The 26,974-nt window shown below is 48.4% G+C and carries 30 protein-coding genes and 1 pseudogene; 10 read left to right on the forward strand and 21 right to left on the reverse strand.

Annotated elements, in window-relative coordinates; genetic code table 11:
• Positions 1–102 precede the first annotated feature (102 nt).
• The 6 genes from NYE24_RS19230 to NYE24_RS19255 form a co-directional block, all read right to left on the reverse strand.
• The gene (locus NYE24_RS19230; RefSeq protein ID WP_036691525.1) at positions 103–1,146 is read right to left on the reverse strand and encodes an NAD(P)/FAD-dependent oxidoreductase; all 1,044 of its coding nucleotides are present in this window, start codon (positions 1,144–1,146) and stop codon (positions 103–105) included.
• Positions 1,146–2,123, reverse strand: a complete 978-nt coding sequence (locus tag NYE24_RS19235; protein ID WP_036691523.1) for an ABC transporter substrate-binding protein — start codon at positions 2,121–2,123, stop codon at positions 1,146–1,148. The genes NYE24_RS19230 and NYE24_RS19235 overlap by 1 nt, the downstream gene beginning before the upstream one ends.
• Positions 2,124–2,221: 98 nt before the next feature.
• Positions 2,222–3,826, reverse strand: coding sequence for an AraC family transcriptional regulator (locus NYE24_RS19240; RefSeq protein ID WP_076156246.1), 1,605 nt, complete (start codon positions 3,824–3,826; stop codon positions 2,222–2,224).
• Positions 3,827–3,902: 76 nt separating this feature from the next.
• Positions 3,903–4,871 carry a helix-turn-helix transcriptional regulator gene (locus NYE24_RS19245; RefSeq protein ID WP_036691522.1) on the reverse strand — a complete coding sequence of 323 codons (969 nt, stop codon included), beginning with the start codon at positions 4,869–4,871 and terminating at the stop codon, positions 3,903–3,905.
• Positions 4,872–4,941: 70 nt separating this feature from the next.
• The gene (locus NYE24_RS19250) at positions 4,942–5,172 is read right to left on the reverse strand and encodes a hypothetical protein (RefSeq protein ID WP_342476432.1); all 231 of its coding nucleotides are present in this window, start codon (positions 5,170–5,172) and stop codon (positions 4,942–4,944) included.
• 157 nt (positions 5,173–5,329) lie between these two features.
• Entirely contained in the window at positions 5,330–5,959 is a 630-nt protein-coding gene (locus NYE24_RS19255; RefSeq protein WP_342476433.1) for an effector binding domain-containing protein, read from the reverse strand.
• A 209-nt stretch (positions 5,960–6,168) separates the two neighbouring features.
• Here NYE24_RS19255 and NYE24_RS19260 point away from each other — a divergent pair, with 209 nt between their 5' ends.
• Entirely contained in the window at positions 6,169–6,708 is a 540-nt protein-coding gene (locus tag NYE24_RS19260) for a DUF6199 family natural product biosynthesis protein (protein WP_342476434.1), read from the forward strand.
• 96 nt (positions 6,709–6,804) lie between these two features.
• Here the strand turns inward: NYE24_RS19260 and NYE24_RS19265 are convergent, their stop codons facing one another.
• The 3 genes from NYE24_RS19265 to NYE24_RS19275 all read right to left on the reverse strand — a co-directional run bounded on the left by NYE24_RS19265 (position 6,805) and on the right by NYE24_RS19275 (position 8,924).
• Positions 6,805–7,209 (reverse strand): VOC family protein, encoded by a 405-nt coding sequence (locus NYE24_RS19265; protein WP_341027634.1) that lies wholly within the window; start codon positions 7,207–7,209, stop codon positions 6,805–6,807.
• Between the two features lie 146 nt (positions 7,210–7,355).
• Positions 7,356–8,354 (reverse strand): zinc-binding dehydrogenase, encoded by a 999-nt coding sequence (locus NYE24_RS19270; protein ID WP_036691515.1) that lies wholly within the window; start codon positions 8,352–8,354, stop codon positions 7,356–7,358.
• Positions 8,355–8,555: 201 nt separating this feature from the next.
• Positions 8,556–8,924: a DoxX family protein gene (locus tag NYE24_RS19275; RefSeq protein WP_342476435.1), complete on the reverse strand. Its 369-nt coding sequence runs from the start codon at positions 8,922–8,924 to the stop codon at positions 8,556–8,558.
• Between the two features lie 191 nt (positions 8,925–9,115).
• On the opposite strand from NYE24_RS19275, the gene NYE24_RS19280 reads away from it, so the two are divergent.
• The gene (locus NYE24_RS19280; protein ID WP_342476436.1) at positions 9,116–9,478 is read left to right on the forward strand and encodes a helix-turn-helix domain-containing protein; all 363 of its coding nucleotides are present in this window, start codon (positions 9,116–9,118) and stop codon (positions 9,476–9,478) included.
• 136 nt (positions 9,479–9,614) lie between these two features.
• Here the strand turns inward: NYE24_RS19280 and NYE24_RS19285 are convergent, their stop codons facing one another.
• From NYE24_RS19285 to NYE24_RS19305, 5 genes are all read right to left on the reverse strand, one after another.
• Positions 9,615–10,310: an ABC transporter ATP-binding protein gene (locus tag NYE24_RS19285; protein ID WP_036691726.1), complete on the reverse strand. Its 696-nt coding sequence runs from the start codon at positions 10,308–10,310 to the stop codon at positions 9,615–9,617.
• 5 nt (positions 10,311–10,315) lie between these two features.
• Positions 10,316–11,437, reverse strand: coding sequence for an FtsX-like permease family protein (locus NYE24_RS19290; protein WP_342476437.1), 1,122 nt, complete (start codon positions 11,435–11,437; stop codon positions 10,316–10,318).
• 121 nt (positions 11,438–11,558) lie between these two features.
• Entirely contained in the window at positions 11,559–12,125 is a 567-nt protein-coding gene (locus tag NYE24_RS19295) for a TetR/AcrR family transcriptional regulator (protein ID WP_036691506.1), read from the reverse strand.
• A 51-nt stretch (positions 12,126–12,176) separates the two neighbouring features.
• On the reverse strand, positions 12,177–12,788 hold the full coding sequence (locus NYE24_RS19300; protein WP_341027642.1) for a suppressor of fused domain protein: 612 nt from the start codon (positions 12,786–12,788) through the stop codon (positions 12,177–12,179).
• Between the two features lie 29 nt (positions 12,789–12,817).
• A complete protein-coding gene (locus tag NYE24_RS19305; protein WP_342476438.1) occupies positions 12,818–13,405 on the reverse strand; it encodes a TetR/AcrR family transcriptional regulator in 588 nt (195 codons plus the stop codon).
• Positions 13,406–13,670: 265 nt separating this feature from the next.
• Here NYE24_RS19305 and NYE24_RS19310 point away from each other — a divergent pair, with 265 nt between their 5' ends.
• Complete coding sequence (locus tag NYE24_RS19310) at positions 13,671–14,825, forward strand: MFS transporter (RefSeq protein WP_342479265.1); 1,155 nt, start codon at positions 13,671–13,673, stop codon at positions 14,823–14,825.
• Positions 14,826–14,991: 166 nt separating this feature from the next.
• Positions 14,992–16,707 (forward strand): AarF/UbiB family protein, encoded by a 1,716-nt coding sequence (locus tag NYE24_RS19315; RefSeq protein WP_342476439.1) that lies wholly within the window; start codon positions 14,992–14,994, stop codon positions 16,705–16,707.
• Positions 16,708–16,751: 44 nt separating this feature from the next.
• On the opposite strand, the gene NYE24_RS19320 is transcribed toward NYE24_RS19315, so the two are convergent.
• The 4 genes and pseudogenes from NYE24_RS19320 to NYE24_RS19335 form a co-directional block, all read right to left on the reverse strand.
• Positions 16,752–18,239, reverse strand: coding sequence for an aldehyde dehydrogenase family protein (locus NYE24_RS19320; protein WP_342479266.1), 1,488 nt, complete (start codon positions 18,237–18,239; stop codon positions 16,752–16,754).
• Positions 18,231–19,313: pseudogene (locus NYE24_RS19325) on the reverse strand (5-methyltetrahydropteroyltriglutamate--homocysteine S-methyltransferase); the annotation flags it as partial. The gene NYE24_RS19320 and the pseudogene NYE24_RS19325, both read right to left, overlap by 9 nt.
• Before the next feature lie 113 nt (positions 19,314–19,426).
• Positions 19,427–20,299 (reverse strand): alpha/beta hydrolase, encoded by an 873-nt coding sequence (locus NYE24_RS19330; RefSeq protein ID WP_342476440.1) that lies wholly within the window; start codon positions 20,297–20,299, stop codon positions 19,427–19,429.
• Positions 20,300–20,530: 231 nt separating this feature from the next.
• Positions 20,531–21,046, reverse strand: coding sequence for an endonuclease V (locus NYE24_RS19335; RefSeq protein WP_076156210.1), 516 nt, complete (start codon positions 21,044–21,046; stop codon positions 20,531–20,533).
• Between the two features lie 113 nt (positions 21,047–21,159).
• On the opposite strand from NYE24_RS19335, the gene NYE24_RS19340 reads away from it, so the two are divergent.
• The 3 genes from NYE24_RS19340 to NYE24_RS19350 all read left to right on the forward strand — a co-directional run bounded on the left by NYE24_RS19340 (position 21,160) and on the right by NYE24_RS19350 (position 23,199).
• A complete protein-coding gene (locus NYE24_RS19340; RefSeq protein WP_342476441.1) occupies positions 21,160–21,642 on the forward strand; it encodes a hypothetical protein in 483 nt (160 codons plus the stop codon).
• Between the two features lie 187 nt (positions 21,643–21,829).
• The gene (locus tag NYE24_RS19345) at positions 21,830–22,369 is read left to right on the forward strand and encodes a PadR family transcriptional regulator (protein ID WP_342476442.1); all 540 of its coding nucleotides are present in this window, start codon (positions 21,830–21,832) and stop codon (positions 22,367–22,369) included.
• Positions 22,370–22,380: 11 nt separating this feature from the next.
• On the forward strand, positions 22,381–23,199 hold the full coding sequence (locus NYE24_RS19350; protein ID WP_076156202.1) for an SDR family oxidoreductase: 819 nt from the start codon (positions 22,381–22,383) through the stop codon (positions 23,197–23,199).
• 66 nt (positions 23,200–23,265) lie between these two features.
• Here the strand turns inward: NYE24_RS19350 and NYE24_RS19355 are convergent, their stop codons facing one another.
• The gene (locus tag NYE24_RS19355) at positions 23,266–23,754 is read right to left on the reverse strand and encodes an NUDIX domain-containing protein (protein ID WP_342476443.1); all 489 of its coding nucleotides are present in this window, start codon (positions 23,752–23,754) and stop codon (positions 23,266–23,268) included.
• Between the two features lie 96 nt (positions 23,755–23,850).
• Here NYE24_RS19355 and NYE24_RS19360 point away from each other — a divergent pair, with 96 nt between their 5' ends.
• Entirely contained in the window at positions 23,851–24,177 is a 327-nt protein-coding gene (locus NYE24_RS19360; RefSeq protein ID WP_342476444.1) for a hypothetical protein, read from the forward strand.
• A 19-nt stretch (positions 24,178–24,196) separates the two neighbouring features.
• On the opposite strand, the gene NYE24_RS19365 is transcribed toward NYE24_RS19360, so the two are convergent.
• Positions 24,197–24,532, reverse strand: coding sequence for a helix-turn-helix domain-containing protein (locus NYE24_RS19365; protein WP_036699940.1), 336 nt, complete (start codon positions 24,530–24,532; stop codon positions 24,197–24,199).
• Positions 24,533–24,637: 105 nt separating this feature from the next.
• Here NYE24_RS19365 and NYE24_RS19370 point away from each other — a divergent pair, with 105 nt between their 5' ends.
• On the forward strand, positions 24,638–25,021 hold the full coding sequence (locus NYE24_RS19370; protein ID WP_342476445.1) for a RidA family protein: 384 nt from the start codon (positions 24,638–24,640) through the stop codon (positions 25,019–25,021).
• A gap of 164 nt (positions 25,022–25,185) precedes the next feature.
• Positions 25,186–26,100, forward strand: coding sequence for an AraC family transcriptional regulator (locus tag NYE24_RS19375; RefSeq protein ID WP_342476446.1), 915 nt, complete (start codon positions 25,186–25,188; stop codon positions 26,098–26,100).
• 152 nt (positions 26,101–26,252) lie between these two features.
• Here NYE24_RS19375 and NYE24_RS19380 read toward each other — a convergent pair whose 3' ends face one another.
• Positions 26,253–26,951 carry a transglutaminase family protein gene (locus NYE24_RS19380; RefSeq protein ID WP_342476447.1) on the reverse strand — a complete coding sequence of 233 codons (699 nt, stop codon included), beginning with the start codon at positions 26,949–26,951 and terminating at the stop codon, positions 26,253–26,255.
• Positions 26,952–26,974: the final 23 nt, after the last annotated feature.

Here is a 26,974-nt window from a genome sequence, read left to right on the forward strand (position 1 = left end):
CTTAATATCGCTTAATCATAAAATACGCCCTCCACTTTCCGCTACAGCAAAACGCACAAGCCCTTTGGCTTGTGCGCTCGTATGCACCGCTACTTTATATGCTCACTTGCTCTGCGATGCTTTGTACTTCTGCCGCTCTTCCTCATTCTTGTCCGCAAAACGGTCATTATGGGAGGAGACCCCGGCCATCTTGGAGCCGGTGGGATCGATATATAATTTGGCACTGTTGACGGCAAGCACCGCATCATTGAAGGCACCGGCGATCAGCCTTACCTTTCCCGCATGGGTTACAATATCGCCTGCGCCGAAGATGCCTGGCATGCTCGTGCACATGGCCGGGGTTACCGAGATGCCGAACTCTTCATGCTCCAGCCCCCATTCGAGGATCGCCCCGCCGAAATCCCGGTCGAACCCGTGATTTACCAGCACCTCATCCACTTCCATGCGGACCGTTTCTTGGGCATTCACCTGCTGCAGGGTCACCGATTCGATTCTGCCTTCATGGCCGTGTAGCCGGGATACGGTATAGGGAACATACACTGTAGCCAGAGCTTTCATCTCGGTCACCGAGGATTCGAAGGCGCTGAAGTCATCCCGTCTATGAACGACATACACCTCCTTCGCAACCTTAGCGATAGCGACCGCCCAATCGACTGCCGAATCGCCTCCGCCGGAGATTAGCACTCTTTTCCCATTGAACTTATTGACGTTCGTGACGGTATAGTGAAGGTTGCTGAGTTCATAGCGGTCAGCCCCTTCAATATTCAGCTTCTGAATACTCGTAATGCCGCGCCCCGTAGCCAGAATGATGGTTCTGGAATAATGCTTCTCTCCTGAATCCGCTGTGAGTATGAATATACCGTCATCACGCTTCTCCATCTGGGCGATTTCCTGCCCGAATACAATACTTGGGTCAAAAGTAGCCGCTTGTCTGATTAACGAATGGATGATCTCCTCGCACCGGACAGGCCCGATCCCGCCAACATCCCATACCAGCTTCTCGGGATAGGTGCGCATGAATCCGCCCAGTTCCTGCTTGGCTTCGATGATTTTCGTCTTCATCTCCCGCATTCCGCTATAGAAGGCTGCATACATCCCGGCGGGGCCCCCGCCGATGATAATGACGTCATAGATATCCTGTTCCATTAGGGCACCAACTTGTCTACCAGATAATCCAGGAGCAGCGGCGTGCCGATCAGTCCTTCACCCACTACAAAATCGGCTGTCTCCAAGCGGTACACACGCCCTTTTTTCACAGCGTCCATCGCATTCCATATCGGAGACTGCTCCAAGTCCTTCATAGACTGCTCACTGCTGTAATTCTGCATCATGCGTTGCTCTACGAAGATATGATCTGCCTTAAGGGTGGGGAACACCTCCAATGATATCGGCGTGAACCATTCTTTATGGTCTTTTAACTGCTCCGGAATATGTAGTCCCAGCTCGTTATACAAAATGCCGCTTCCGGGGCTTCCAGCCTCCTGGCCCAACACCCGATATTGGCTTTGCTCCACACGCAAGACGAGAATTGTCTGATCCCCCAGAGCCTGTTGCAGTGTCTGTTTGACGGCTTTTATTTTGTCATCATATTTGCTCAGTGCTACTTCAGCTTGCTTCTCTTTGTCGAACAGCTTGCCAAGCGAAGTAACGATTTCCTTCACCGTACCCCCAGCCTCGACTGCAACCGTAGGCGCAATCTTGCTCAGAGCTTCATACCTTTTAGCATCAATCGTCCCGCTATCTGCAATAATCAGATCTGGTGCTGCGGCAAGAATAAGTTCAAGATTCTCTTCATATTGCTGAACCTCAATCATTGTCACCTTGTTGTCATTGAATAATTTCGGACGGTACTCGGGTTCAATCTCTTGTACAAGGGTGACCATATTAGGAATCACGCCGATTTCAATTAAGTTCTCGGCATAATTAGAGTTAAGGACCAGCATGTTCTTCGGCTTCACAGGAATGGTGATGTCACCAAAAGCACTTGTCACAACACGTGTGGCAGCCTCACCAGGCCCTTCTGTAGCCTTCGCCGTGCTGCCGCTGCCTGCCTTAGTGGTGGAGCAAGCAGCCAAAGTCAGAATAACTAGCATAGAAAGTATATAGAGCATAGGTTTTCTCATTACATTGCAGCCTCTTTTCTTTGATAATGATTATCACTATCAAATTATAAGGAATAATGATAGAACCTACTATAGCCTAAAATGTCGTAAACATTGGATTATTGTGTCTCTGGAGCCCCGCTATCCAACATAGCCTGTTCCATTTGCTGCAGGATTGCCCTTTTGCCATACGCGCTGCAATTATTAATCCATAGCCCGGTATCCACATAGATCACCCGGTTATTCTTCACCGCGTCTAAGGCAGCCCATTTCTCACTGGTCTGTAGCTTCGAGAGGCTAAGATCTGCGCTATAGTAATCCATAATACGCTTCTCAATGAATAGATACGTAGGATTGGCCTCCGCTAATTGCTGCAATGTGCATGGATTGAAGCTGTTCTCGTGGGCACGGACAATCTCAGGCATGGTTAACCCCAGCTCCTTGTATAGCAGGGTAGCTGCATCGCTGGAGGATTCACCGATATAACGATAGCCGAGCTCTTCAACACGAAGGTACAGAACGGTGGAGCCGCCCGGAAGTTGCCGTTGCAGCTTGTTCCTCAAGAGATCGGCCTGTACAGTAAGCCCGGCAATGAGCTGTGCTGCCTGGGCCTCCCGGTTGAACAATGTGCCGAAATAGCTGATCAGTGCACTCAGATCATCCGGCAGCCTCGTTAGGATGGGAGCAATGGCCCGGAAATATTGTTTCAACTCTTCTGTTAAATGCTCAGCAACAATCAGATCGGGCTCTTGCTCTGCAATGAGGTCCGGCAGAGTGACATACTGCGGCATGGCCAGTAAGGTCACTCCATGCATATGGAACAAGGGTTGTTGATAGTCCGGGGTTAAGGCACTGACAATAACAACAGATTGGGGGATTACCCCTAAGGCTATTGCTATCTCTGCATGTGCCGCGGAGAGGAAGCATATCCGGCTGTCTGCAACCGATGATTTGAACCGCATGGGCGGAAGCCCGGCTACCTGTCTAAACTGCCGGCTGAAATATTGCGCATCCTCAAAGCCTGTCTTCCTCGCCACCTGTCTGGAGGAGTCGTCCGTAAGCAGCAGCCACTCCTGAGCACGATACATCCGGTAACGGATCAGATACTCCACCGGTGTTTTATGATAGAGCTGGGTGAATTTCCTGGAGTAATAGGACGGGCTGTATCCGGCGATTGCCGCCAGTTCATCTCTTGTAATCATTTGATGATAATTCTGCTGCATATAAATCACCGTGCGCGCCAATCTTTGCTCAAGTGTGCTGTCAGCGGTTGGCTGTTCCTGCTGTAATTCTTTTAACAAATGGTATAGAATGTACTGCTTCATGGTGATGCCAAGCGGCCCGGTGCTCCTGGTGAGGGAAGACCGGATCTCTGCTACCACCGCTTCAGGCACACTTTGAACCCTATAGCCCGCCGCCCGGTCTGTATTCCAATCGCAAGGAGATTGCATTTCTGTGTCATAGGTATTGAAGCTAATCAAATAGCCCGAGAAATCAAAATGATTGGCAGAGGCTAGCCGGATGACCGAACCTTTCTCAAGAGCAATTAACTGGCCGAAAAGAAGCTGCTCTTCATGCCCGTTGATCGACAGCATGGCTTGGCCGTCACTTACCAACAGGAGGGCAGCCTGATCCAGACGCATTGTGGAGGGGGCCGGTAACAAATCTGCTACATCTATAATTTCTGTGCAATGGGCAAGCCAGCCCGGATTAGCGTCATACATGGATATACTCCTTAGGTTCATTATTGATATATAGTAAAGCACCCACCCTATGAAAGCAGCAGGCGCTTGGCCTTAATTATGACTTCCGTACAGGCCGGACATACTTGAAGTACCGCTCCGGGTTGAAATAGAAGTAGATGATCCGGCCGGGGGTAGGGTCGGAGCAATAGCCAGTGCCTGTATAGTCAAAAGCGGCCATCGCCTGCTCCATCCGTTCCTCGACACTGCGGTTCTCCTGCTCGTAATCAAACGGTCCGTGCTCAAACACAATATACTCGGCCTCAGGGACATCTGCCATCAGCATCTGCGCGGGGACTTCGCCTTCATAATCATAGGGGAGACGTACCCCATAGCACTCTGTACGCGGAAATCCCCAATCGCAGAGCCTGCCGTCCGGGTCATTCATATAGGCCATGATCTGACCGTTGCCGCTGTTCGTATCGCTTCCGCCGTCATCATCCAGCTTGCCCTTGATACTATCCAGCAAGCCGCTGATGGTCTCGCAGTCCTGCCCCGGAATCAGGCTCTGCTTCTGCCAGAAATCCCAGTACCCGTTGCTCTCGTAGTTCTTAATGTGCAGGAATTTGTGCGCGGGAATGGTTACGAAATAAATTTTAACCTCTTCTGTAGATTTTACCATGCCAACCTCTCCTAGTCCGAATAAGTAGCGGTCAAACGGGTTGATTTTGGTACGAAGGACGACAGGATACGGGTGCCTCCGGTACTCGCTTGGGGCCACACCGTAGGTCACCTTGAACGCCCGCGTAAAGGCCTCATGAGAGGAGAATCCATAGTCGAGCGCAATATCCAGAATGCTTTTTCCGCTATCCCGCACCTCCTTCAGTGCAAAAGCCAGCTTCCGGTGGCGAAGGTAATCCCTAAGCTGCATCCCGGATATCTCTTTGAATTTCCTCGTCGTATGAAACTCCGAATAGCCCAGCTTGTCAGCGAGAGATTGCAGCGTTATGGCCTCACTGTTATGCTGCTTAATGCTGTGGTCCATATCATCGACAATGGTCTGAATCTGCCTGTGCCACTCGTACACCGTCCGTTCACCCCCTCGTTCCAACCGCTCTATAGTCATTCTAGAATACTGGATAAGGCATTTCTTGATTCTACTTGCGGCATGGGATCAGCTTCATCTCTGTAAGATGATCCAGATTGATCTCGATCCTCAGCTCATCATGCTCATTCACCGCGATTAATGTCCGGTCTTCAATACTTAATTGCTTGATTGTACCGCCTTCATACTCCAGGCTCGTCCAGGCATCCACGATAGTCCAAGGATCATCATTATACTTCACAATGCTCGCAATCGTTGTGTCACACAGAGGGTGGCAGCTCATGCTCCTCCGTCCAATGCTTCAAGATGAAGTTGCTCATGGCTCTATCCTTCCGTTTTGCTAGTTTTCTCTCTCCTATACTATTTCTGTTAACCACCCCGTTTTCCCTTCAAAAGAGTAAAGGCCATTCCTCGCAGGAAGGCCTTAGTACATGTACGGATTAACCCTTCGCCTGCACGGCTATGGGGTAATAAAGATCGAGCTGGAACGCTTCGTTAACAAACATATCCCCGTTGAAAAGGAAGTGCTCCTCCAGCCATTGACCCGGACCCGGCTGATATTTACTGCTCTGCACCCATTCATTTAAGCGGTTCCAGGCTTCGGGGATATCGAGACCGTATAAGCTGGAGACGGCATAGAGACCGCCACTTACCTGCTTGATCCGTACCTCGCCCGAGGGTTTGTCTTCAGAGACCGTAGCCCACATCTCATAACCATGCTCATTCTGCGCACCAGGCTGATTGAAGCCGAAATACCGGGTGGCCGAAACCTGGTCTAACCCTTGTTCCTTCACCCATGCATAGAGCACATTCCACGCCTCATCCTCCGGCTGATTCCCTGCAGTAGTCTGATAGTACGCCACCTTCATCGGCTTCAATTCAATAAACCGGACCTGATGATCCTCCAGCTTCACTAATTGATGTTCCATTCTCCCTGATTCCTCCGTCCCTATATTCAATTCTTCTTCACGGAACATAGCAGCAACGTCCAGATTAATCTTCTTCGACTGCTCCAATAACAGAACGATGGCATTGCCCTTGGCAACCCCCTGCGTCTGCAATAATTCCACATACCGCCGACACCTCTCCGATTTTACTCAGCTGAGTGGTAATCATGAATTCTCCTTTCCTGTGGCTATGAAGTACTTCATGGCTCTATCCTACAAGTTTACGTGCACGTCAAGTCAATACCTATATTGTAAGGAATTTCTATAAAAGAAACCTGAACGAATAGTTTCCCGTAGTAAATATGAATTAACCGACATGGGATGTGATTGATTTGACTGGATTTTTGGGTGCTGTAATCATAACTATTGGATTGGTTATAGCCATCTGGCCTAAGATCGCATGGTATCTACGGCTGGGCTGGAGGTTCAAAAATGCGGAGCCCAGCGGGCTGGCCTTAGGGGCAGAACGGGTAACAGGGGTGGTCCTGGTAATCGCCGGTTTCATCCTGATTGTATCCAGTTGCTCCTCAGGAAACGCAGAACGCCGCTGGTCTGAGCAGTTCAAAGAGAAGCTAAACTCGGGGCAGGTACAGGAAATCAGCATCGGCATGATTAACCCCATCGTATTAAGCGAAGAAGAAACGGATAGAATGATCCAAATGATACAGGATGCTGAGCTTAGACCTTTTGATGCAGGGAATTCATTCGGAGCGAGCAATACCGGGACCATTACTTTTAAGGATCAGACCCGTGTAGACATGGTGATTCTGGGCCCGTCCGGGGGAATCGAGCTGCATCCAGGTGATGCACAGAGCGAATATGAGATTATGAGCGAGGGATTAAAATCGTGGCTTAAGCGTTTCGGGAACTAGACATGGTTTTGTGCACAAAAAGGCTGGAGGTTCCCCCAAGGAGCCTTCCAGCTTTTTTGTGATTTCTATTTCGCTTCTGCCGCGCGGACTGGCCCTTCATTGCCTGCCCTCAAACCGTTTCACCGCATCCTCCGTCACTGGCTGAAAGAGGTTCACCAGGTTGCCGTCGGGATCACGGAACAGCATCGAGCGGTTCCCCCACGGCATCGTCGTCGGCTCCTGTACCCAGTCCCCGATAAGCGGCTTAAGTCGCGCATATTCAGCATCGACAGCATCGACGCGGAACTCCATAATGACCGTGCGGTTACTGGCCGCCACTACAGAATCAGCACCGAATAGCTGTGCTGTACTGGAGTGGCCGATGGCCAGGGTACATGTGGGCATTACGAATTCGGCAAATACAGGGGCAGGCCGTTCTGCTGTCATCCCCGTCACTTGCTCATAGAATTCAACCAGACGATCAATGTCGTCAGTAATGATACGTATCGAAGCGAAATTCATAAGCGATCACCCTTTCCTGAATGTTTACATGTCCAATGATAAAAAAACGCTACTGACAACGTTATGTCAGTAGCGTTTTTAATGTAATCGAAAAAACGATCACATCGGGCCCAAGTCAGTAGCGTTTGCATGTCCTGCCCCTACCCTTAGCCTATTCTCAGGGCAATATTTCCAAGCTGCTCCGCGCGCTCCATCCGCTGAAGGGCAAGCGGAGTCTCCGCTAAAGAATACACGCTATCCATGATAGGGTGTATCTGATGCTGCTCCATGAATTCTAGCATCGCGGTGAATTCTTCATGGCTGCCCATGGAGGTTCCAAGCAGCTGAAGCTGCGGGAAGAATATCGCTCTGGCCGGAATGGTGAGATCATCGCCTGAGCTTGCGCCGAACATGACGATTCTCCCGTTAGGCTTGATGACCTCGAAGTATTGATCGAATGTAGCTGGACCCACGCTATCCAGGATCAGGTCTACAGGGTGGTGCTGGAGTTCTTCCCGCCAACGGCTGGTGCTGTCTATAACCCGTGTAACCGGTAATTGCAGAGCCTCTGCACGCTTCGCTTCACTTCTGGACGTGACCGTAACCTGCGCCCCAGCCGCTGCCGCCATAAGCGCAGCAAACGTAGCCACCCCGCCGCCAATCCCCGGAATCAGCACATGCTCGCCCCGCTTCAGGTTTCCTCTGGTAAATAACGCCCGGTACGCAGTGAGTGCCGCTAAGGGTAACACCCCCGCTTCCTCCCAGGACAGATATGCTGGTTTAGGCATAACATTCTGCTCAGGCACAATGACATATTCCGCAAAAGTCCCGTCTGCAGGATATCCCAATATATCAGGAACCACAGGCACCTCGTCTGCCCGATCCCAGCCGAGACATGGATTAATGATGACATCCATCCCCTGAGCCAAGCCGCTTACCCCCTCACCTGTCTCTTCGATAACGCCCGCCCCGTCTGAACCCAGCACGCAAGGATGAACCGGACCAGGCACACCTTCTGTAGCAGAAGCGGCAGCAGCGATAATGAATAAATCCCGGTGATTCAGTCCGGCTGTCTTTAGCCTTACCTTGACCTGCCCCTGTTCAGGACGCTTGTCCGGATGCTCCATATATTGCAGACCCTGTGGTCCAAGTGTAATTGCCTTCATCTTCATAACCTCCTGTTACGCTGTAGTAGCTTCATACAAAGTGTAGGCTGTTACAGCAGTTAGGTAAAATGATTAGAAGAGAAGGTGAGTATCATTAATAATGATAGCTGATAGCCTGGAGCGGCCCTAAGAGAATTACCCTCTCCCATACCTTTTATGAAAAGTGTAATAACTCCATCCAGTGTGGTCAAGGGACGGGGCTTAGCCTCCCTGCAAGAGCCGGAAACGGCCGTCAGCAATGATGGCCGCCAGCACTATAAAGATGATGTTGATCCATACATTAGATTCGCCCCGCAGTAGATGGAAGACCAACCCGGAACATGCGGCGGCAGCCAGACCCATAGCGGCGAGCGGAGTGAGCTGCGGTAGTATTCGGAGTGCCATCGGTAAAATCAACCCTAAAACACCCAGCAATTCAGCGATGCCGATGCCCATAACCACCCCCTGCGGAACATCATTCACCCAGCTCCAGGCCGCCCGGGCCGAGTCCAACTGAAAGGCCTTCAGCCAGCCTGAATACAAGAACCCCGCGCCTAGAACAATTTGTAAGACCCATAGCACAATATTCATATACAATGTCACTCCCTCTCATATGTTCACGCAAGCGCCATTCGCGCTCCATCCACCCGGGAAGGCGTTTCTTCTTGCGCTACAGAAGCCTTAGCTGCATAATAATATGAAGGGTTTCACATGAAAAGTAGACACTTTAACTAAACCTAGTTACCTAAAAGATACCTTATGTGAATCAAGGGGGCAGCGGCATGACCTACTGTAAATTCGAGTCCGCATTAGAAATCTTCGTGGGGAAATGGAAGCCCGTCATTCTGCTGCGCCTGTTCTCTAACGGAACCATGAGATTCAGCGAATTGCAGCGGGCCATTCCTGAGATCACCAAAAAAATGCTCACACAACAATTGCGTGAGCTGGAATACCACAATATTGTCCACCGTGAGATTTACCACCAGATCCCGCCGAAGGTGGAGTATTCCATCACGGAATATGGACGAAGCTTATCAGGCATTATGCAGGCCATGAACGATTGGGGAGTCACGCATATCGAGCATCTGAACCAATTATACGGCGCAGAACGTGTCCATGAACCGGAAATGGACCAGCAACACTAACATTCCGAAATCTCCATATGATCCAGCGGGATCTCGGATAGATGCTCAATGAAATTTCATGCGCCGTGAATGGTACCACCGGAGGATGCGGATGACCTCGTCTCCGATCTGAATCTCCTCCAGATCTTCACCTTCCTCAGCCTGCTTCCTCTGCACCTGCTACAGTTAACCTCCCGTCCTGCATCCGGTACACCTTATCGCAATATTCAAGCATGCGCTCATCATGTGTGACCATAATCGCTGCTTTGCGGCGTGTTCTCACCTCATGGGCAATCAGGGAGACCACTTCATGGGCACGCTTGGTATCAAGACTTGCTGTCGGTTCATCTGCCAGAATGATGCCGGGATTATTGATAAGCGCACGGGCAATTGCTGTCCGCTGCTTCTCACCGCCTGACAGCTCCTCCGGGAAGCTGTTCAGCTTCGAGCCCAGGCCCAGCTCTTCCAGCAATTTAACGGCGAAGGCTTTGTCTTCTTTGTTCACCTTACCTGACATTTTTTTTACGATGAGCAATTGGTCCAGTACACTTAGATAAGGAACCAGATTTGATGATTGCATAATGAATCCGACTTCTTTCAGCCTTAGATCCGCAAGTTCCTGTGCCGTAAGCTTAGCAATAGCATGTCCATTCAGCTTAGCCTCCCCTTCTGAAGCCTTCAGCAGTGCTCCGGCAATAGACAAGAATGTGCTTTTCCCTGAACCCGACGGTCCGACGACAGCAACGAACTCACCCGGCTCCACGGATATAGACACATGATCGAGTGCTGCAATCCGGTTGCTTCCTTCGGTATAATACTTGGTGACTTCACTCATGTGTAATCCCTTAGTCATTGTCATTATTCAGCCCTCCCGAGCGCCTTGAGCGGATCAATCTTAGTAATCTTTCGAACCGATACCAGCGAACTTAACATAGCGATAACCAGCAGGATCACAGAATATGTCACGACAAGAGAAGTCTCCAGCTTGAACGGCATACCCTTCGGCATAATGGCCGCTGTTCCATAAGTCAGTAAGACTCCGACTACAATGCTGGTCAGCGATAGCAACAATACTTGCGATACAATAGCTTTGCTTAAGAATCTGTTACTGGCACCTATAGCTTTCATAATGCCGAACTGGTTCGTTTTCTGCATCGTCATTACGTAAAAGAATACCCCAAGTACGAAGGCGGCGATTGCAAGCAGAAAAGCCAGCATCATTAGAATCGTTCCGTTCTCTTCTTTGTACCCTGGCATTCCCTGTACTGCTGCCGACCGGGTAACCGTGTCCGTTCCCGTTAGCTCGCTATTCATAGCGCCCGGATCGATATCCTTGCCTTGCAGCATAATCGCATTAACGGGCCCGGCAACGCCTTTATCCGAACCAGGAGCTGCGAAGGCAATCTTCCGCCATTCGGCCATTGGAGTGAATACGGAGGTAACGTGGTTATAGGTCTGATTCTCCACAAATCCTATAATCGTCAATGATTCCGTCGTGCCGTCTAATTGAAAAGTGTCCCCAACGCCATAGCCCTCGTCCTTCATGGTCGAATTCACGATCACACCCTTAGGATTCTCAGCAGATAGGCCTTGCCCTTCCACGACAGACGGTTCCAGGAAGCTTCCCGGGTTAATTCCTATAATCGCGATATCCAGCTTGTCTTCATTCTTGGTGCTGTTTGCCTTCATGGCTGTTGCCATGCTAGTTCCCATAGGTGCAGCGCCACTCACGTTAGGCAGCAGCTCTACTTCCGCCAATAATTGATCAGACAGCAGCGACTTGCTCATTGATGACTGCGACCCTTCCTCGAAAATGACATAGTCTGCCTTCATCGTCTTAAAGGTTGACGCAGCCAGCGTAGATAGACCATTCCCTAAGCCTGATAAGATAAATACCAGCCAGGCTAGGAGCACGAAAATGATGATGATCATTAAAAATCTCATTTTACTGTGCATCAATTCTTTCATTGCTAAAAACATTCCTCTTCCCACTCCTTCATATTTTTTTGACACAAGTGTCGAATTTATGCCGCCATTGCATCTGACCCTTTAATTAAACAATATATATGACACGAGTGTCAAATTAGACTCAAGACTACTACTAGCTCTTGGCCCCTCCAATCCACATTTGAAACAGCAGCTTACCCCAAGCGGGAGTAGGGATATTCAGCATATTAGGCGTATCAATCAGGTTGAAGAACACACCAATAAGTACAGGAAGTGGGATATCCTGCCGCAGGTCTTGATTCTGCTGAGCGCGTTCGAATAAGCGGGATAATTGAATTTTAAGTGTCTGATGTCCTGCCTCAATATATTCGAGATCTCTCGCCGCCGCAGCAGAATTAGCTGTGTTAATTTTACTCGCATTTCCCAAAAGCTGATGTAACGCAGACTCCTCCACGTAAATGAGCAGCAGCTGTTCAAGGGCATCCATCGGGTCAGCCTCATCAATGGCTAATGCCTTGTCTACTACTGCTGCCATTACGCGCTTCATACAAGCCGCCACAATCTCTTCCTTATTCGCATAATACTGATAGATAGTGCTTCTGGCTCCTGACAGATGCTGTGAAAGCAGCTTGAGATGAAATCCGTCATATCCATGCTCAAGCACCAATTGTTTGGTTGTGTCCAGCAGCTCTGTCTCTGTAAAAGACTGTTTTCTTCCCATTGCATCTCTTCCGTCCTGTCTTTGGTGATAGATATCATTAGTTTAGCATGGTTAGTGAGCATTTCCCAATGGCCGCCGCGGATCAATAATGGAATGCTCGATCTCTTCGATGTAGGAATCAAAGGCCTCCACGCCTTCATGTAAAATTAATGCAGCCTCCTGCGCCGTGACTGGTAGCGCCCATAGGATCTCAGCCCTCTCGCGCCCGACCTGAATCTCCTCCAGCTCTTCACTTTCCCCCCTCAGCTCATCCAGCAGAAAAGCAGTGGTTGTCCAGTTAGCAGGGGCAAGCGGACTCTCCTCCATCACTCTAGGTATCCGCGAATCACCTGCGCTCTCTATATGATGGGCGATAAGATCACAGAGATAGGTAAATATCCGGTCCACAGACTCCCCGCCTAAGTCAGAGGTCAGAGCCATCACCCACTCCGTACCCACAGCTTGTCCATTCGGGCGGTGAGTGGCGGATAACCCGACTGTTGCGAACCTCGCCACCGCATTCTCATCATCAGCCGGAAAATAGAAAACCTCAACATGTACGGCTGTTTCAGGTTTGCTCAAGATAACCCTGTATTCCGGCATCTTCCACTCCCGGATATAAGCTCCTAAGATCACTGTTCTGCGGATATCGAAGGAGAGCTCCCTCTCTTTGCTGGATTCCATAAAGATAGCAATCACCTTCCCTCTTTTGATTAAGATATGGGTACTAAAGTAAGTATCTGTTTCACAAAGTTATCAATCACTACCCTGTCTGGACGGGACTTCAGGAACACGGTAAGTCCTATTAACGAAATGACCAGCGTCTGCGCCAGATTCTTGGCATTTATCCCTGCATCCAGCTCCCCTGACTGCATGCCCCGTTCAAGCGTTTCCTGGAAGATGACCGAGAGGTACATCTGATGTTCTCTGGTCAGAATCTCGAACTTCTCATCATGGGGAGCCAGCTCCACCATTGAATTGATGCAGAAGCATCCCGTGCTCGGGCTTTTCTCATATTCTTTGGACACCACATCTTCAAAAAAGCTAAGGAATGCTTCTTTCACCGAAGAATGCTTGTGCAGACTGTTACGGACATAGGCAGCGTGGGAACTCGTATATTTTCGCAAGGCAGCTTCAAATAATCCTTTTTTATCTCCAAAGGCAGAGTATAGGCTTGGACGCTGAATGCCCATTCTTGCGGTTAAGTCGCTTAAGGAGGCCGCTTCGAACCCTTTTTCCCAAAACACATGCATCGCTGCCTCAAGTGCCTTATTTTGATCAAATTCGCGCGGTCGGGCCATAGAACTCCCCCTCTTTTCATATCGAATGGTATATTACGATTGTATTTGGCGAAGATCCTCCTGTCAATCAGACTATTCTACATATCTCCCACCCCAGTTCCACCTTGACAGTTGATTTTGCTTGGCGTTATATTTATCAGGAATTATTACATACCTATCGGTATGTTATTAAACCGTGGTATCTAAGGAGGCGTTAAGTTTGGCGGACTTTGTGAAAGAACCGAAATTCAATGACGTAACAGCAGAACCAGTATCTGTATCTTTAATGTCACGTAAGGTTGCACTTCTGTTTGCCATCACCTGCGGACTGGCGGTCGCTAACATCTATTACGCCCAGCCCTTGCTGGACGCGATCTCCAGCGAGTTCGGGATTACGCATTCTTCCGTCGGCATCGTGATTACAGTGACTCAGATTTGTTATGCCCTTGGACTACTCTTGCTGGTGCCGCTGGGCGATCTGCTTAATCGGCGCTGGCTGATTACCGGGCAGATGCTGATATCCGTGCTGGCTTTGATTGTTGTGGGTACTGCCCCTACCAGCATGGTGTTATTCATAGGCATTGCTGCGGTCGGACTGCTTGCGGTAGTGACACAGACGCTTGTTGCATTCGCAGCCACCTTGTCTGCCCCAGCTGAACGCGGGCGCACAGTCGGTATGGTGACCAGCGGAATTGTCATTGGGATTCTACTGGCGCGGACGTTCGCCGGCGTGCTAACGGATCTGGCAGGTTGGCGTTCAGTCTACCTTGTCTCGGCGGGACTCACGTTAATCATGGCAGGTGTATTGTTCAGGGTGCTGCCGCAATCTGAGCCCCGGAGAGAATCCTTATCCTACCCGCAGCTTCTCCGTTCGCTATTCACGCTATTCGCGCAAGAACGGCTGCTGCGAATCCGTGCTGTGCTATGCCTGCTGATTTTCGCTGCCTTCAGTATATTGTGGACTTCCCTGGTTCTGCCTCTTAGCGCTCCGCCGCTGTCCCTGTCCCATACTGCAATTGGAGCGTTTGGTCTCGCCGGAGTTACTGGAGCCTTAGCAGCAGCGCGGGCAGGCCGTCTAGCTGATCGGGGTTTAGGGCAAAAGACCACCGGCGTGGCGTTGATTCTGTTGCTCATCTCATGGCTGCCAATCAGTTATACTCCTCATTCGCTGCTCGCGTTAGTCATCGGGATTATCTTTCTTGACCTGGCCGTACAAGCCGTACACGTCACCAACCAGAGCATGATCCTTAATCTGCGCCCGGAAGCCCGCAGCAGGCTTACTGCCGGTTACATGGTCTTCTATTCGATCGGCAGCGCCACCGGATCAATCGCCTCCACCAGTATCTACGCCTATGCGGGCTGGAATGGAGTGTGCCTGCTCGGTGCAATAGTTAGTGCTACGGCTCTAATCTTCTGGGCATTAACCCGGCGTGTTAAATGATGAATGCAACGGTATTACGTCCACCGGGCTGCTGCCCAAACGCCTAGCCGTCCAAGCCTGTAATTGTATATCTGTCTGGTATGAAATATCATACAATTAGGCACATGGATGATTAGAAGGAGAGATTTGGGATGCAGCATAATAACTCTGTGGTAGATGAACAAGTATGAGCGAATTCCTGAAATTATTGAAGGATGCAAGGTTCAGAAGAACCATGCAGATGATTTTCAAGTTCGCCTGGGATTTCTGGTGGCTGGGCAAGGTGAAGTTCTTGATGTCAAGACGGCGCTTTGCAGCGAGGCAACAGGCCCTATACCGCAAGCAGGCAGCGTATTTCACGACAACTGCCATGGATATGGGCGGACTGATTATCAAGCTTGGGCAGCATGTGAGTGCACAGGTGGATATGTTACCGAAGGAAGTGATCGAGGAATTATCCAAGCTGCAGGATTCTGTAGAATTCGTAGATTTCTCCGAGATCCGGCAGAAGGTAGAGCGTGAACTCGGGGTATCCATAAGCGAGATGTATGCTGAGTTCAGCGCGACTCCTATTGCAGCAGCTTCCTTCGGACAGGTCCACCGGGCCACCTTGCGGACAGGTGAGCAAGTGGCCGTGAAGGTGATGCGGCCCGGTGTAGAGGACATTATCGCGATTGATTGGAAATCCATTCAGGTCGCAATTTCGTTATTGAAGCGTCAAAAGATGATTACGGACTTTATGGATCTTGATGCCGTGTATGATGAGTTTCATGACACCATTATGGAAGAGCTCGATTACCAGCAAGAAGGGCACAATGCGGAAGAGTTCAAGCAGCAGTTAGCCCACCGGAAGGATGTCGTGATTCCGCACATTCATTGGTCATGTACTACCTCGCAGGTGCTGACCATGGAGTTTATGGAGGGTGTCAAAATCAATGATTTCGCCAAGCTCGAGGCTTGGGGGGTGGACCGGACCAGACTTGCGACATCGCTGATCGAAATGTTCGTGGAACAGATTCTATTGAACGGGCTTTTTCACGCTGACCCCCACCCCGGCAATGTGCTCGTGCAGCCTGACGGCACCATCGCTTTGATTGATTTTGGAATGGTCGGGCGGATTCCGAAGGATATGAAGACCCAGATGGTAGCCCTTCTGCTGGCCGTATATCTGAAAGACGCCCACGGCGCCATCGATGCCCTGAACAAGTTGAGATTTTTAAGACGGAATGTCGATCTGGAGGTCTTCTCCAGGAATCTTACGTTATTATTCGAACAAATCAACGGGGATACGTTTGATCTGAGTTTTGTGACCTCAGGCGACAATGTGGAGGAATTACGTAATTTCCTCTACTCCCAGCCTTTTCAGTTACCTGCCAATACCACCTTCCTGGGCAAAGCCATAGGCACCGTGTACGGCCTCTGTACCGGACTGGACCCTGAGCTTGATCTGGTCGGGACCGTTAAGCCTTATGTGGAGCAGGTGGTGCGGAGGGATCTGCGGGGAAGTGTTATCTCCAAGGTTGTAGAGGATGGCAAGAATATGCTCAAAGACATCCTTCCAACGACCAAGAAGTTCATGTCGGCCATCGATAAAATGGATAGCGGAGGTTTAAGGGTCAAGCTGGCGAGCTCCCTCGAGCAAAAATTAATCGAGACGCAGAACAAAAATACACAGCGGTTGATTGCCACCATCATTGGCGCAGTATTACTTCTGGCCGGGGTCAACCTGTGGAATGAAGTAAATCCCATCGTCTCTTATGTACTCGGCACCCTGGGCCTGCTCGTTATGCTGAGCCAGCTCCGAACGAGACAAGGCCGCCGGGACGAAAGACATGCAAGGCAAATTAACGCTATGCGTGAACGTAGCCGCTTGGAGAAGCCGAGGTCTGAATCGCGTAGATAACAAAAACCGTCATGGGAATCAAGAATCCCTGACGGTTTTTATTTTTACTCTGGGATATAAGGAAGATCCAGTGTCTTCGGAACATTGATCACATGCAACTCTGTATACGTACGGATGCCTTCGGCGCCGTATTCACGGCCGATACCGGACTGCTTGAAGCCACCGAACGGGAACCGGACATCGAGCCCCTGCACAGCAGCCGTATTGATCATGGTCGTTCCCGCTTCGAGCTGACGTGCGACCAAGATGGCGTCCTCTTCCCTCCCCCACACCGAGCTCGTCAATCCATAGATGCTCTCATTGTGCAGATGAATTACCTGCTCTACATCATCGAAGGGCAGAATCGGAACGGTAGGACCGAACTGCTCCTCCACCACTATCGGATCATGGTAATCGCAGTCCAGAACGAGCGTGGGCTGCAGGTAATAACCTTGTTCAAACCGCTGCTGGTCGAGAATTTGGCCGAGCGGAATGATCTTAGCCCCACGCTTCTGCGCATCCTCAATCAGACTCTGCACGTAATTCTTCTGCTTCAGGTTATTCACCGGACCTACCGTCGTATGGGCATCGAAGGGATCACCAATGCGAATCCAGCGGTTGGCCGCCTCGATATATTTTTCAACAAAAGCATCATAGATAGAACGGTGTACATATACACGCTTGGCGATCATACAGATCTGACCTGTGGTCAGGAAATTAGAAATGACAATCCGGCGCATCGCCCGCTCATCCTGAACATCAAAGCTATCCAGGAAGATCGCCGCATCATTGCCGCCAAGCTCCAGCGTCATGTCCTTAATCGTATCCGCAGCCGCTTTGATGATGTGCTTGGCGGTTGCGGTTCCGCCTGTGAAGGCGATTTTGGCGACAAGAGGATTACTTGTCAGCTCAACGCCCACATCTGCAGCCCCATGAACGACATTGATGACACCCGCCGGGAACTCACCCGCGATCAGCTCTGCCACCTTCGCCGCCGCCAGCGGTGCAAATGGACTCGGTTTCAGCACAATCGTATTGCCCGCAAGTAAGGCAGGAGCGATTTTGATCGTAGATAGAGCAATCGGATAGTTCCATGGACTGATCGCTGCCACCACACCCATTGGATCATAGGACAGAATGGTTGTACCATGGTCATGCTTCTGGACCTCTTCCTGTAGAACGGATGCAGCCTCATTACAAGCGAACTCCATCCACATTAACGAGACATAAATCTCACCATGGGCATCATACAGGGGCTTGCCATGCTCTCTGGACAGCAGATGGACAATTTCATTCTCCGCTGCTCTAATCTTCTCTATCGCCTTGCGCATCCGAGTGATACGTTCATCAATCGGGGTCTTCTTCCATATTTTAAAAGCCTCCGCCGCCGCTTCAATCGCCTGAGCCGCTTGTTCCTTCGTGGTGACAGGGAAATAGCCTACGATTTCCGCCGGGCTCGCCGGATTCTCTTTGGCTGACTGCGAAAGGGACGGTACATGGTGACCATTAATGAAGGCTTCCACGATAACGGTCTCTTGGTCTGCCTCCCACACTTCATCGGCAATTTCCTTCACATAACGAAGCTTACGCCACTGTTGCTCTTCCGTCAGAATATTGCCTTCCTCTGTAGAGGAGAACCCGCATTGCGGGCTCAAGCAGAGCTGCTCAAGGGGCACATACGTTGCTGCTTCGGCAATCCGGGCTTTAATGTGCTCTTTATCTTCCAACTCGCCAGTTTTGGAGGTGAGCAGACCCAGCACGATTTTCAAATCCGGCCGGTTCACATATTTCAAGGGCTCGAAGCTGCCTGAACGCTCATCATCAAATTCAAGGAATAAGCCATCTACGTCTAAGCCGCCAAAAATGACCTCAGAAGCGTAATCATAACCGCCGGTGGAGAAGTAGTTGGATTTATAGTTCCCCCGGCAAATATGCATCGTCACAACCAAATCTTCCGGTTTATGAGCCAAAGTTTCGTTGATCATCCGCTGCATCGTTAACAGCTCTTCCGCCGGTTCCAGACCTTTCGCGCGCAGCTTATTGTGCCCCGCTTCTGAGAACAGGTCTGCCCATGCTGTATCATCCAGTTGCAGGTACCTGCATCCCGCATCATAGAAGGCTTGAATGGCTTTTTGATACGCCGCAATCGTATCCTGAAGGAATTGCTCCCGGTCGCTATAACTATTGGCCCCCGGCTCCAGCCGGTAGATCAGCATGTTGGGACTTGGAATGGTTTGCTTCGCTACGGCGTCACCTGCATGCTTCAGCAAAAACTCAAAATGCTCCACAAAGGGATGGCTTGAGAAATCCACTTTACCGACCACACGAATACCACCCTTGCGGGTCTGCATATTATGGAACTTAGGTCCGTCGATCTCCTCATACAGCTCCACGCCGTCTAGGCCGCCCAGAAAGTCGAAATGCCACCAGCTTCTGCGGAATTCCCCATCCGTCACGGCGAATACGCCATTCTCCTTCTGCTGCTCAATAATCCGGATAATCTCTTGATCTTCCACCGCTCTTAATGCCTCATATGTGATGTTGCCTGCTTTATATTGTTCACGCGCCTGGCTTAAGTTCGCAGGACGCAGGAAGCTGCCTACATGATCATTGCGAAAGGGTATCATCGCTACATCTCCTTACAACTTTTTAGTGTACTGAGTATAGCATGAGGGCAAGAAATTCAGGTTATATGAAAAAAGCATGATTGGTCATAGCTTTTCGCGATAGCTGAAACGTTTTACCCTTCTTCTTTACGCAAGAAGAGAATTGCTTTTTCGTTCACAACGTCTGCATGCTCCATAGTCAGGGAATGACTTGCCCCTTCAATGATATGGGTCTCGAGATTAGGAATTAATCGCTTAGCATTTGCTATTGCCTTCTCAGCCGGGTATATTACTTCTTTATCTCCTATAAGGAGCAGAGTTGGAATATTGAAATTTTGGAATTCCTCTTTAGCAAATACTGAGGGCATCACCTGCAGAAGTGGTTTCGCATGGCGGTAACCGCTAATGACTTGAGCACGAAATACGGGGTGTAGAGGCTCTCCTTTACCTGAAAACCACAAAAAAGCATTGTCGATCCACTTTTCTGTGTGAAACAATAATGCGGGGTAAATTTTCGCAAAAAATTTAAAACTTATTTTATAGAAAGTTCCAGCAGGGGCAAAAAGCAACAGCTTCGACACGCGTCCCGGATAATCAAGTGCAAAATTTAAAGATAAGAAGCCACCCATTGAATGACCCGCTAAATCTACCTTGTTAAACTGCATTGCGTCCAAAACTTCAAGAAGCCACTGGTTAGCGGCTTTCCGATTTTTTATAGCAACAGTAGGTTTACTCCTACCGAAATCTCCCACAATATCCACAGCATAAACGCAACGCTCTTGAATCAGCTGCTTCATATTGGGATACCACATCGTACTACTCATTGTCATTCCATGAAGGAGAATCAATGGTTTCTTACTCGGATCACCAAAGCATAGTACATAAGTATCTCCAAATGATGTCGAGATATAATATGACGTCCCCTCTAATCCAAACCTATGTAAACTCTTATCGTAGCATAGATAGTATTCTTCTTCAGTTGCTCTGCTCTTAAAAATAGATCCCACGACACACCTCCCGGCTTCGATATTACTTCAAATCAAATCATTGGCAGGAAAGCTGTAATTCTTTAGATGACTTATTTTAGAATGTTATTCTCCATATGTAATAGTCAGGGTACAGTCGCTTGGCAAATTTGATGATGAAGACCGCGATAATTTCTACTCCTTATTAGAAGGTGATGGTGTGGGATGAGTCTCGGCAAGCTTCGCTTTTTCAAGTTTAATTCGATCCAGTAATTATCCCCGGGCTTCTTTCGTATGCTTATCCAGCAATTTCAGCAGATAGGGGAACCGATATTCTCCGTGCATTCTCTGGATGTGCCGGGCAGCGGTGTCTGGCTCCATGCCAATAGACGTGATATAGAGAGGCTTAGCGCTGGTGCCCCGGCAAATCTTTTTAACAAACGCCTCATTGTCGTTATCATGAAAGGCATTTTTGGCAACACCGATCACTGGAATTCTCCCTGAAAAATCTGTGTAAACATAATGTCCGAGCCCCGGCTTCCTCTCTTGGTCTAAGTACACGTAGCCGTCCACCACAATAGTGTGTATTTGGTTTGTATCCGTAAGTTTCAGCAGTTCCCGTATGCAGGGAAGCTCCCGTTTGTAGAAAGAACCAGGTTCGTATGCCCGAGGATTCTCTGTATAAGAAACGATAACGTCGAGCGGTGCAGAGTCTTCCCAACCCTGAAAGATAACCCCCACCGATTTTGCTTGATTCTCTTCATAATATACATCGACCGCAATAATCATAGGCAGTAATCACTAACCTTTCCGCTTTGTGTTAATATATTATAAATAATAGAAAATAATTGAAAACAGTGCAAGATGATCGATAAATCTAAAAAAGCCTCTGGAGGATGAAAATGAAAGTCATCAATGCTTTCGTGGTTCTTGTTGTTGTCATTGCTATTGCGCTTCCGGCATATCTATGGAATGAAGCCAAAACCGACTTCTCGCACAAAAGGCAATATGAGCGAAATTGGCAGCTGCAATTGCCTTCCAAATTCAAGGAACTTGATCAATATACAAATCAAGGGGGATTTCGCGGGGAGGGATTGCGTTATACTATTTTTAGAACGAAAGAAAAACAATTGTCTTCAATATTAAAGTCAACCGGCGGAAGAAAGAGGATTGTAAACTATTCCGGGGATACTCTTCATGATAATGAAAGAGATATTCAAAAATATGTGGAGAACACATTACAGCCTTTAGATGTTCCTGAAGATAAAACGCCAGATTTTAATGGAGTTTACTCGTGGCAAGATTTCAATTACGAATCTGACAGGTTGGTTGTTCTGTATTACCCTAATAAGAACATTTGTTATTTTGTGGAGGATTTAAGATAAGAGCACTCAGTTATTCACTACAACCAAGAAGCGGCAAAGAAGTTTGCGCCATATTTACTGGCGTAAATTTTTTTTACCCAAAAAAAGATCCATGCATCAGATCAACATATATTTACACAATATATATCGAACTGATATACTATGTTTGTGATATAAAACTTACCCCAAACTACAAGGAGGTCAAATTGTGAACAGTCAAGATGTTATTTTAGGCATACTTATGAAAGAAGCGTTGACTGGATACCAAATCAAACAGCTGTTAGAAAATGTATTCTCTAATTTCTATAGTTCCAGTTATGGAACAATCTATCCCACACTTACCCGAATGGAAAAGGAGGGGTTGATCATTAAGGAAAATGTGCTTCAGGACGGTAAGCCTAACAAAAACCTTTTAAATATAACGCCTAAAGGCAGAGAGTGTTTTAACACCTATTTACTAGCCCCGCTAGAAGGAGACAGCATCAGGAAATCTGATTTTATGATGAGGCTTTATTTCGGTGAATTCGTCGGATATGACAAGGTGATTGTATGGTTGAAGGAAGCCCAAGAGGCATCAAACCACAAATTAGATCAATTACTTGAGCAATATTCGCTTTATAAAGATGAAATGCATCCAGCGCAGATCATTTGCATCCAAATCGGGATAGAAGAATACAAAGCTAAACTTACAACCATAGCCGAGGGATTGGTAAGCCTGGAGAAGTTAGTTCAAGAACAAAACTTTTAGGAGGAATGGACATGAACACAATTTTTATCACGGGAGCTTCATCAGGCATCGGGAGAGCTACAGCAAAGCATTTTGCTGAAAATGGATGGAACGTAGTAGCCACGATGCGTTCACCTGAACAAGAAACTGAGTTTATTACACTGGATAATGTGTTGGTACTAAGGCTTGATGTTGAACAAGCAGATACTATTCAAACTGCGTTAGCAGAAGCGATTGATCGGTTCGGTACTATTGATGTTCTTCTCAATAATGCTGGATATGGAACAATGGGTCTGATAGAAGCCGCTACGGAGGAGCAGATTAGAAGACAGTTTGAAGTGAATGTTTTCGGTCTAATCCGTATGACTAAAGCCATGCTGCCACATTTCCGGTCGAATCAAAAAGGGATGCTGATCAACATCTCTTCTATGGGTGGGAGAGTGACCTTCCCTACGATGTCTCTGTATCATTCGTCCAAGTTTGCAGTAGAGGGTTTTTCTGAGTCCGTATCTTATGAATTAGCATCACAAAACATCAAAGTGAAGTTGATTGAACCCGGTGCTATTCATACGGACTTTGGTGGAAGATCCATGGAATTCTTTTATAATGATGATTTAACAGACTACAAGCTATTTACTGGTGCGTTTCGCGCTAAATTGGGTGAGATGGAAAAACAGCCGGCATACGCCTCGCCTCCAGAAATCGTTGCCGAAACCATATACCAAGCGGCCACAGACGGTACAAATCAATTCCGGTATATCGTTGGAGATGATGCAAAGATGCTCATTCAGATGAAAAAAAATACGGCTGAAGAAGAGTATTTAACTAATATCGCCCAGCATTTTTCTTGAAAGATAATATTTAAATAGTAGCTGTAAAAGAGCCTGCACTAACAAAGTGGCGGCTCTTTTTAGGCTTCATACCTCTCTTTGTAGCTTGACGCTACATTCGGACGTTGTTGTAGTAGCATACTCTATGTAATTCACTGAGCCGTCAAACTTCAAATAAACTTCATATCGTAAGCGGATGGCTGGCAGGGTAATGAAATCCAGAACATTCTCCCTGGCCACCCATCTGCAATCACTAGTTTCATCAGAAGTTGCTAACTCTCCACCCACAACTTTGCACACAAAATCAAACATTACCTTTGTTGGAACATCAGTTACGCCATCATGCCACTTATGAACCGCTGTATTTGAAATCACATTGATCAAATGGCTGACAGTAGCATCTATTCCACTTTCCTCCTTGATTTCTCGTATCAGGCCATCCATAAGGTTCTCTCCGATTTCAGTTATCCCGCCAGGATATACCCATCCATCATCATGGGCTTTTACTAAAAGGATGTTTCCCTTCCCATCTTCAACAATTCCGCCTGCCGACACAATATGCGTTGGGAACGCCATATTAAGACCTCCATTATGAAGTGATTGAAATGTTTTGAAGGATAATGACTATATGGAACGAATACATTAACCAAGAAATTATGAAAGGAAATAATCATGAAAATAATAACTTTATGTGGCTCTACAAAGTTTAAAGAGGCATTCGAACAGGCCAATGCATTCCTAACACTTCAAGGAAATATTGTAATTAGCCTCGCCTTCTTTGAGCAAAGTGAAGGATTTGAAATCACTGAGAAACAAGCTGAACTCCTTGGAAATCTCCATTTTAGAAAAATCGATCTTTCTGATGAAATATTCGTGATAGATGTGAATGGTTACATTGGAATTAGTACAAAAAGAGAGATTGAATATGCCGAAGAAAAAGGGAAAGCAATTCGTTACTACTCCAATGGCGGGGATGGCCTTTTCTTGAAGAACGTCTGAGTACAAACCACCGTGGACCTCACCGGTTCTGTGCTCCCCACTCACATAGCTGCTCCAATACAGGTAGCAGTGTCTGCCCTTTCGGTGTCAGCAAATACTCCACTTTGGGCGGAATCTGCGGATACTCCACACGCTTCACCAGTCCATCAGCCTCCAATTCCTTAAGCTGCGCGCTGAGCACCTTGTACGTCACCGCTCCGAGCTGTCTCTGCATTTCGTTGAATCGAATCGACGGTTTGGCGGACAGCAGATACAGAATTGCCATCTTCCACTTACCGCCGATCACCGACATCGTATAACCGAATGGTGTGTCTTGGATCACCGTCTCCTTGCCCTTCAGATCAGAAATGCCCATGTTCACGCTATCCTTTCGGATAGTAGCCCACTTGTTTGTGCGTACTATCCCTTTATTTCTGCTCAGTCTATAATAGCTTTACTTTGAAGTAAAGGGGCTAAAGCAATGACAACCATTCGAACGTACAACCATAACCTCTGGGATCACGGGATTTCGCAGGGGTACCTTGTCGACAACACGCTGTATATCTCAGGACAGTTCTCCCATAATGCAGAGGGCAACTTCGTCGGAGCAGGCGATATTCAGGCACAGATGACGCAGACGCTGAAGAATTTGGATACCGTGCTACAAGAGTTCGGAGCGACAAAGGATAATCTGGCTTACGTGGAGCTGTATCTTACGAATGCGCAGGAGCACGGGGAAACCGCGATCGAACTGTTCAAAAAGTATGTCGGAGAGCATCGGCCGGCGGGGAGCATGATCGGGGTGACTTACCTGGCATTTCCGGAACAGTGGATAGAGGTTCGGGCTGTGGCGCATGTAGGCTAAGAAAAAAGAGGGAGGGTCAATTAAACAACGCTACTGACAGGGTAATGTCAGTAGCATTTTAGTCAACCTATTGAAATATTGGCAGATTGTCCAAAAAGGGCAGAATCCGTCAAGTTCGCTCTTCTGTACCTGTGCTATGCTTGAAGGCAAGGAGGTGCATCCATATGTACGCATGGGAAGCCATTCAAAAAACGTTAGATTATATGGAAGAACGCATCAGCGAAAACCAGGAGATCAATGGTTTGGCCGCCATTGCCGCTTTATCCCCATTTTATTACCAAAGGTTGTTCTCTCGTCTAGTGAAGAAGCCAGTCCGGGAGTACATCCGCTACCGGCGTCTGGCAAATGCCTGCGAAGCACTGAGCTGCAAGGAAAACCGTATTCTGGACGTGGCTTTGGAGTGGGGATTTGGTAGCCATGAGGGCTTCACCCGAGCTTTCAAAGAGGCCTACGGAATGACGCCTGAGCAGTACCGAGACCATCCGGTAAGGCTGAATCAGTTTATCAAACCGGATTTGAGTCTGAGCAACACGATGATCGATGAAGGAGTGCCGTTGATTAGCGATGGTCTGATTCTGGAGATTAACCGGAGAACGTTGGAGCAACCTATCATGTTTATTGGTTTGAGCAACTATGCTCCCATTGATGGCCAAATGCCTCTTGGAGAAGCTACCGGGGTAGACGTGCCTGGAGAGGTGTGGAGACAATTTCACGAGCGTAAGGGCAGCATAAACCGGCTTCCTGCAGGCCGGGAGTTGGGGGTAGCCTTTATGGGGGATGCTCCCAGCGGCAATTTCACCTATTTTGCCGGAGCAGAGGCGTTGCCGGATGCAGACCCCGGGGAGTTCAAGATATGGCAGCTGCCAGACAGGGAATATGTGGTTTTTGGCTTCGAGGCGGAGAGTTTCGAGGAATTGGTAACTTCCGCTCTCTACAAAGCGCTCAACTACAGCGACCTGTGGCTAAAAAAGCACGGCATGATCAACATGCTCTATGTACCGGAACTATATTACGAAAGCACCCCTGGAGCAAGCTATATGGAATTGTGGATTCCCGCAGACAAGCAGCAACAAGGTTAGGGTTCATCATGAAAAACAGAGAGCGGCACAGGAAAGGGGCTGTCCAAAAAGCCAGTGATAACTGCCTTCTGGATGCCCCGTTTTGGCCTTCTACCTACATAATCTCTTTATTAAAATGTCCTCTTGTGCCGGTATGGATCGGCTACTTCATCCTACCCCTGCCTGATGTGATCAACATTCCGGTTCATCAGATGCCGGACCACCTTGGTGTAGACTATTTTCTTAACCGGACTAAGCCCTTGCGGATGAGCGGAGAAGAAGGCATCAGGGCTGTCGTAGATCCCGAAATCCTGAACGATTCCTTCTTTTTGCACGTAGGTATCATTTTCATTCCAATAAATTTGCAGATTTTGAAAATTATCTGTTGCAGCGCCATATCCGCAGAAGGAACCCGTACATTGTTCGAATTTTTGCTGAAGCTTGGTCAAATAAGGAACGTCCAGTATGAATCCTTCAATATTCAACCACTTATCCTCATATAGCACTTCAACCCAGCTATGAATGATCTCCCGGGGGGAGAGCTGGTAATACCAGCCTTTCATGGCCCCCTTTTGCAGCTTCTTATCAATAGCAAATCCATGTATACGGCATGACACGCCCACAGCCCGGAGCAACGCCATAAACAGCACTCCCTTTGTATTACACTGGCCGTAGCCATCCTGCAAGACTTCCGAGGCCGGAATATCGTCCGCCCGGTTGTAGCCGAATCGGATTTCGTCACGAACGTAGTTATAGATGCCGAGAATCTGTTCCTTCCTGGACATCGAATCCCACCGGCGGCTGTGAACAATTTGCTGGATCAACGGGTGAGAATAGTTCAGCAATTCCGTTTCCTTCAAGTATGCACTCATGGAACACACCTCCTGCACCCATT

Origin of the sequence: Paenibacillus sp. FSL H7-0350, from assembly GCF_038593195.1 — a bacterium.
Lineage (GTDB): Bacteria > Bacillota > Bacilli > Paenibacillales > Paenibacillaceae > Paenibacillus_AQ.

Excerpts from the sequence above, each read along its gene's own strand:
- NYE24_RS19230 (WP_036691525.1), bottom strand. The coding sequence starts at position 1,146 with ATGGAACAGGATATCTATGACGTCATTATCATCGGCGGGGGCCCCGCC.
- NYE24_RS19235 (WP_036691523.1), bottom strand. The coding sequence starts at position 2,123 with ATGAGAAAACCTATGCTCTATATACTTTCTATGCTAGTTATTCTGACT.
- NYE24_RS19240 (WP_076156246.1), bottom strand. The coding sequence starts at position 3,826 with ATGTATGACGCTAATCCGGGCTGGCTTGCCCATTGCACAGAAATTATA.
- NYE24_RS19250 (WP_342476432.1), bottom strand. The coding sequence starts at position 5,172 with ATGAGCTGCCACCCTCTGTGTGACACAACGATTGCGAGCATTGTGAAG.
- NYE24_RS19265 (WP_341027634.1), bottom strand. The coding sequence starts at position 7,209 with ATGAATTTCGCTTCGATACGTATCATTACTGACGACATTGATCGTCTG.
- NYE24_RS19270 (WP_036691515.1), bottom strand. The coding sequence starts at position 8,354 with ATGAAGGCAATTACACTTGGACCACAGGGTCTGCAATATATGGAGCAT.
- NYE24_RS19275 (WP_342476435.1), bottom strand. The coding sequence starts at position 8,924 with ATGAATATTGTGCTATGGGTCTTACAAATTGTTCTAGGCGCGGGGTTC.
- NYE24_RS19280 (WP_342476436.1), top strand. The coding sequence starts at position 9,116 with ATGACCTACTGTAAATTCGAGTCCGCATTAGAAATCTTCGTGGGGAAA.
- NYE24_RS19285 (WP_036691726.1), bottom strand. The coding sequence starts at position 10,310 with ATGACTAAGGGATTACACATGAGTGAAGTCACCAAGTATTATACCGAA.
- NYE24_RS19290 (WP_342476437.1), bottom strand. The coding sequence starts at position 11,437 with ATGTTTTTAGCAATGAAAGAATTGATGCACAGTAAAATGAGATTTTTA.
- NYE24_RS19295 (WP_036691506.1), bottom strand. The coding sequence starts at position 12,125 with ATGGGAAGAAAACAGTCTTTTACAGAGACAGAGCTGCTGGACACAACC.
- NYE24_RS19300 (WP_341027642.1), bottom strand. The coding sequence starts at position 12,788 with ATGGAATCCAGCAAAGAGAGGGAGCTCTCCTTCGATATCCGCAGAACA.
- NYE24_RS19305 (WP_342476438.1), bottom strand. The coding sequence starts at position 13,405 with ATGGCCCGACCGCGCGAATTTGATCAAAATAAGGCACTTGAGGCAGCG.
- NYE24_RS19310 (WP_342479265.1), top strand. The coding sequence starts at position 13,671 with ATGTCACGTAAGGTTGCACTTCTGTTTGCCATCACCTGCGGACTGGCG.
- NYE24_RS19315 (WP_342476439.1), top strand. The coding sequence starts at position 14,992 with ATGAGCGAATTCCTGAAATTATTGAAGGATGCAAGGTTCAGAAGAACC.
- NYE24_RS19335 (WP_076156210.1), bottom strand. The coding sequence starts at position 21,046 with ATGATTATTGCGGTCGATGTATATTATGAAGAGAATCAAGCAAAATCG.
- NYE24_RS19340 (WP_342476441.1), top strand. The coding sequence starts at position 21,160 with ATGAAAGTCATCAATGCTTTCGTGGTTCTTGTTGTTGTCATTGCTATT.
- NYE24_RS19350 (WP_076156202.1), top strand. The coding sequence starts at position 22,381 with ATGAACACAATTTTTATCACGGGAGCTTCATCAGGCATCGGGAGAGCT.
- NYE24_RS19355 (WP_342476443.1), bottom strand. The coding sequence starts at position 23,754 with ATGGCGTTCCCAACGCATATTGTGTCGGCAGGCGGAATTGTTGAAGAT.
- NYE24_RS19360 (WP_342476444.1), top strand. The coding sequence starts at position 23,851 with ATGAAAATAATAACTTTATGTGGCTCTACAAAGTTTAAAGAGGCATTC.
- NYE24_RS19365 (WP_036699940.1), bottom strand. The coding sequence starts at position 24,532 with ATGGGCATTTCTGATCTGAAGGGCAAGGAGACGGTGATCCAAGACACA.
- NYE24_RS19370 (WP_342476445.1), top strand. The coding sequence starts at position 24,638 with ATGACAACCATTCGAACGTACAACCATAACCTCTGGGATCACGGGATT.
- NYE24_RS19375 (WP_342476446.1), top strand. The coding sequence starts at position 25,186 with ATGTACGCATGGGAAGCCATTCAAAAAACGTTAGATTATATGGAAGAA.
- NYE24_RS19380 (WP_342476447.1), bottom strand. The coding sequence starts at position 26,951 with ATGAGTGCATACTTGAAGGAAACGGAATTGCTGAACTATTCTCACCCG.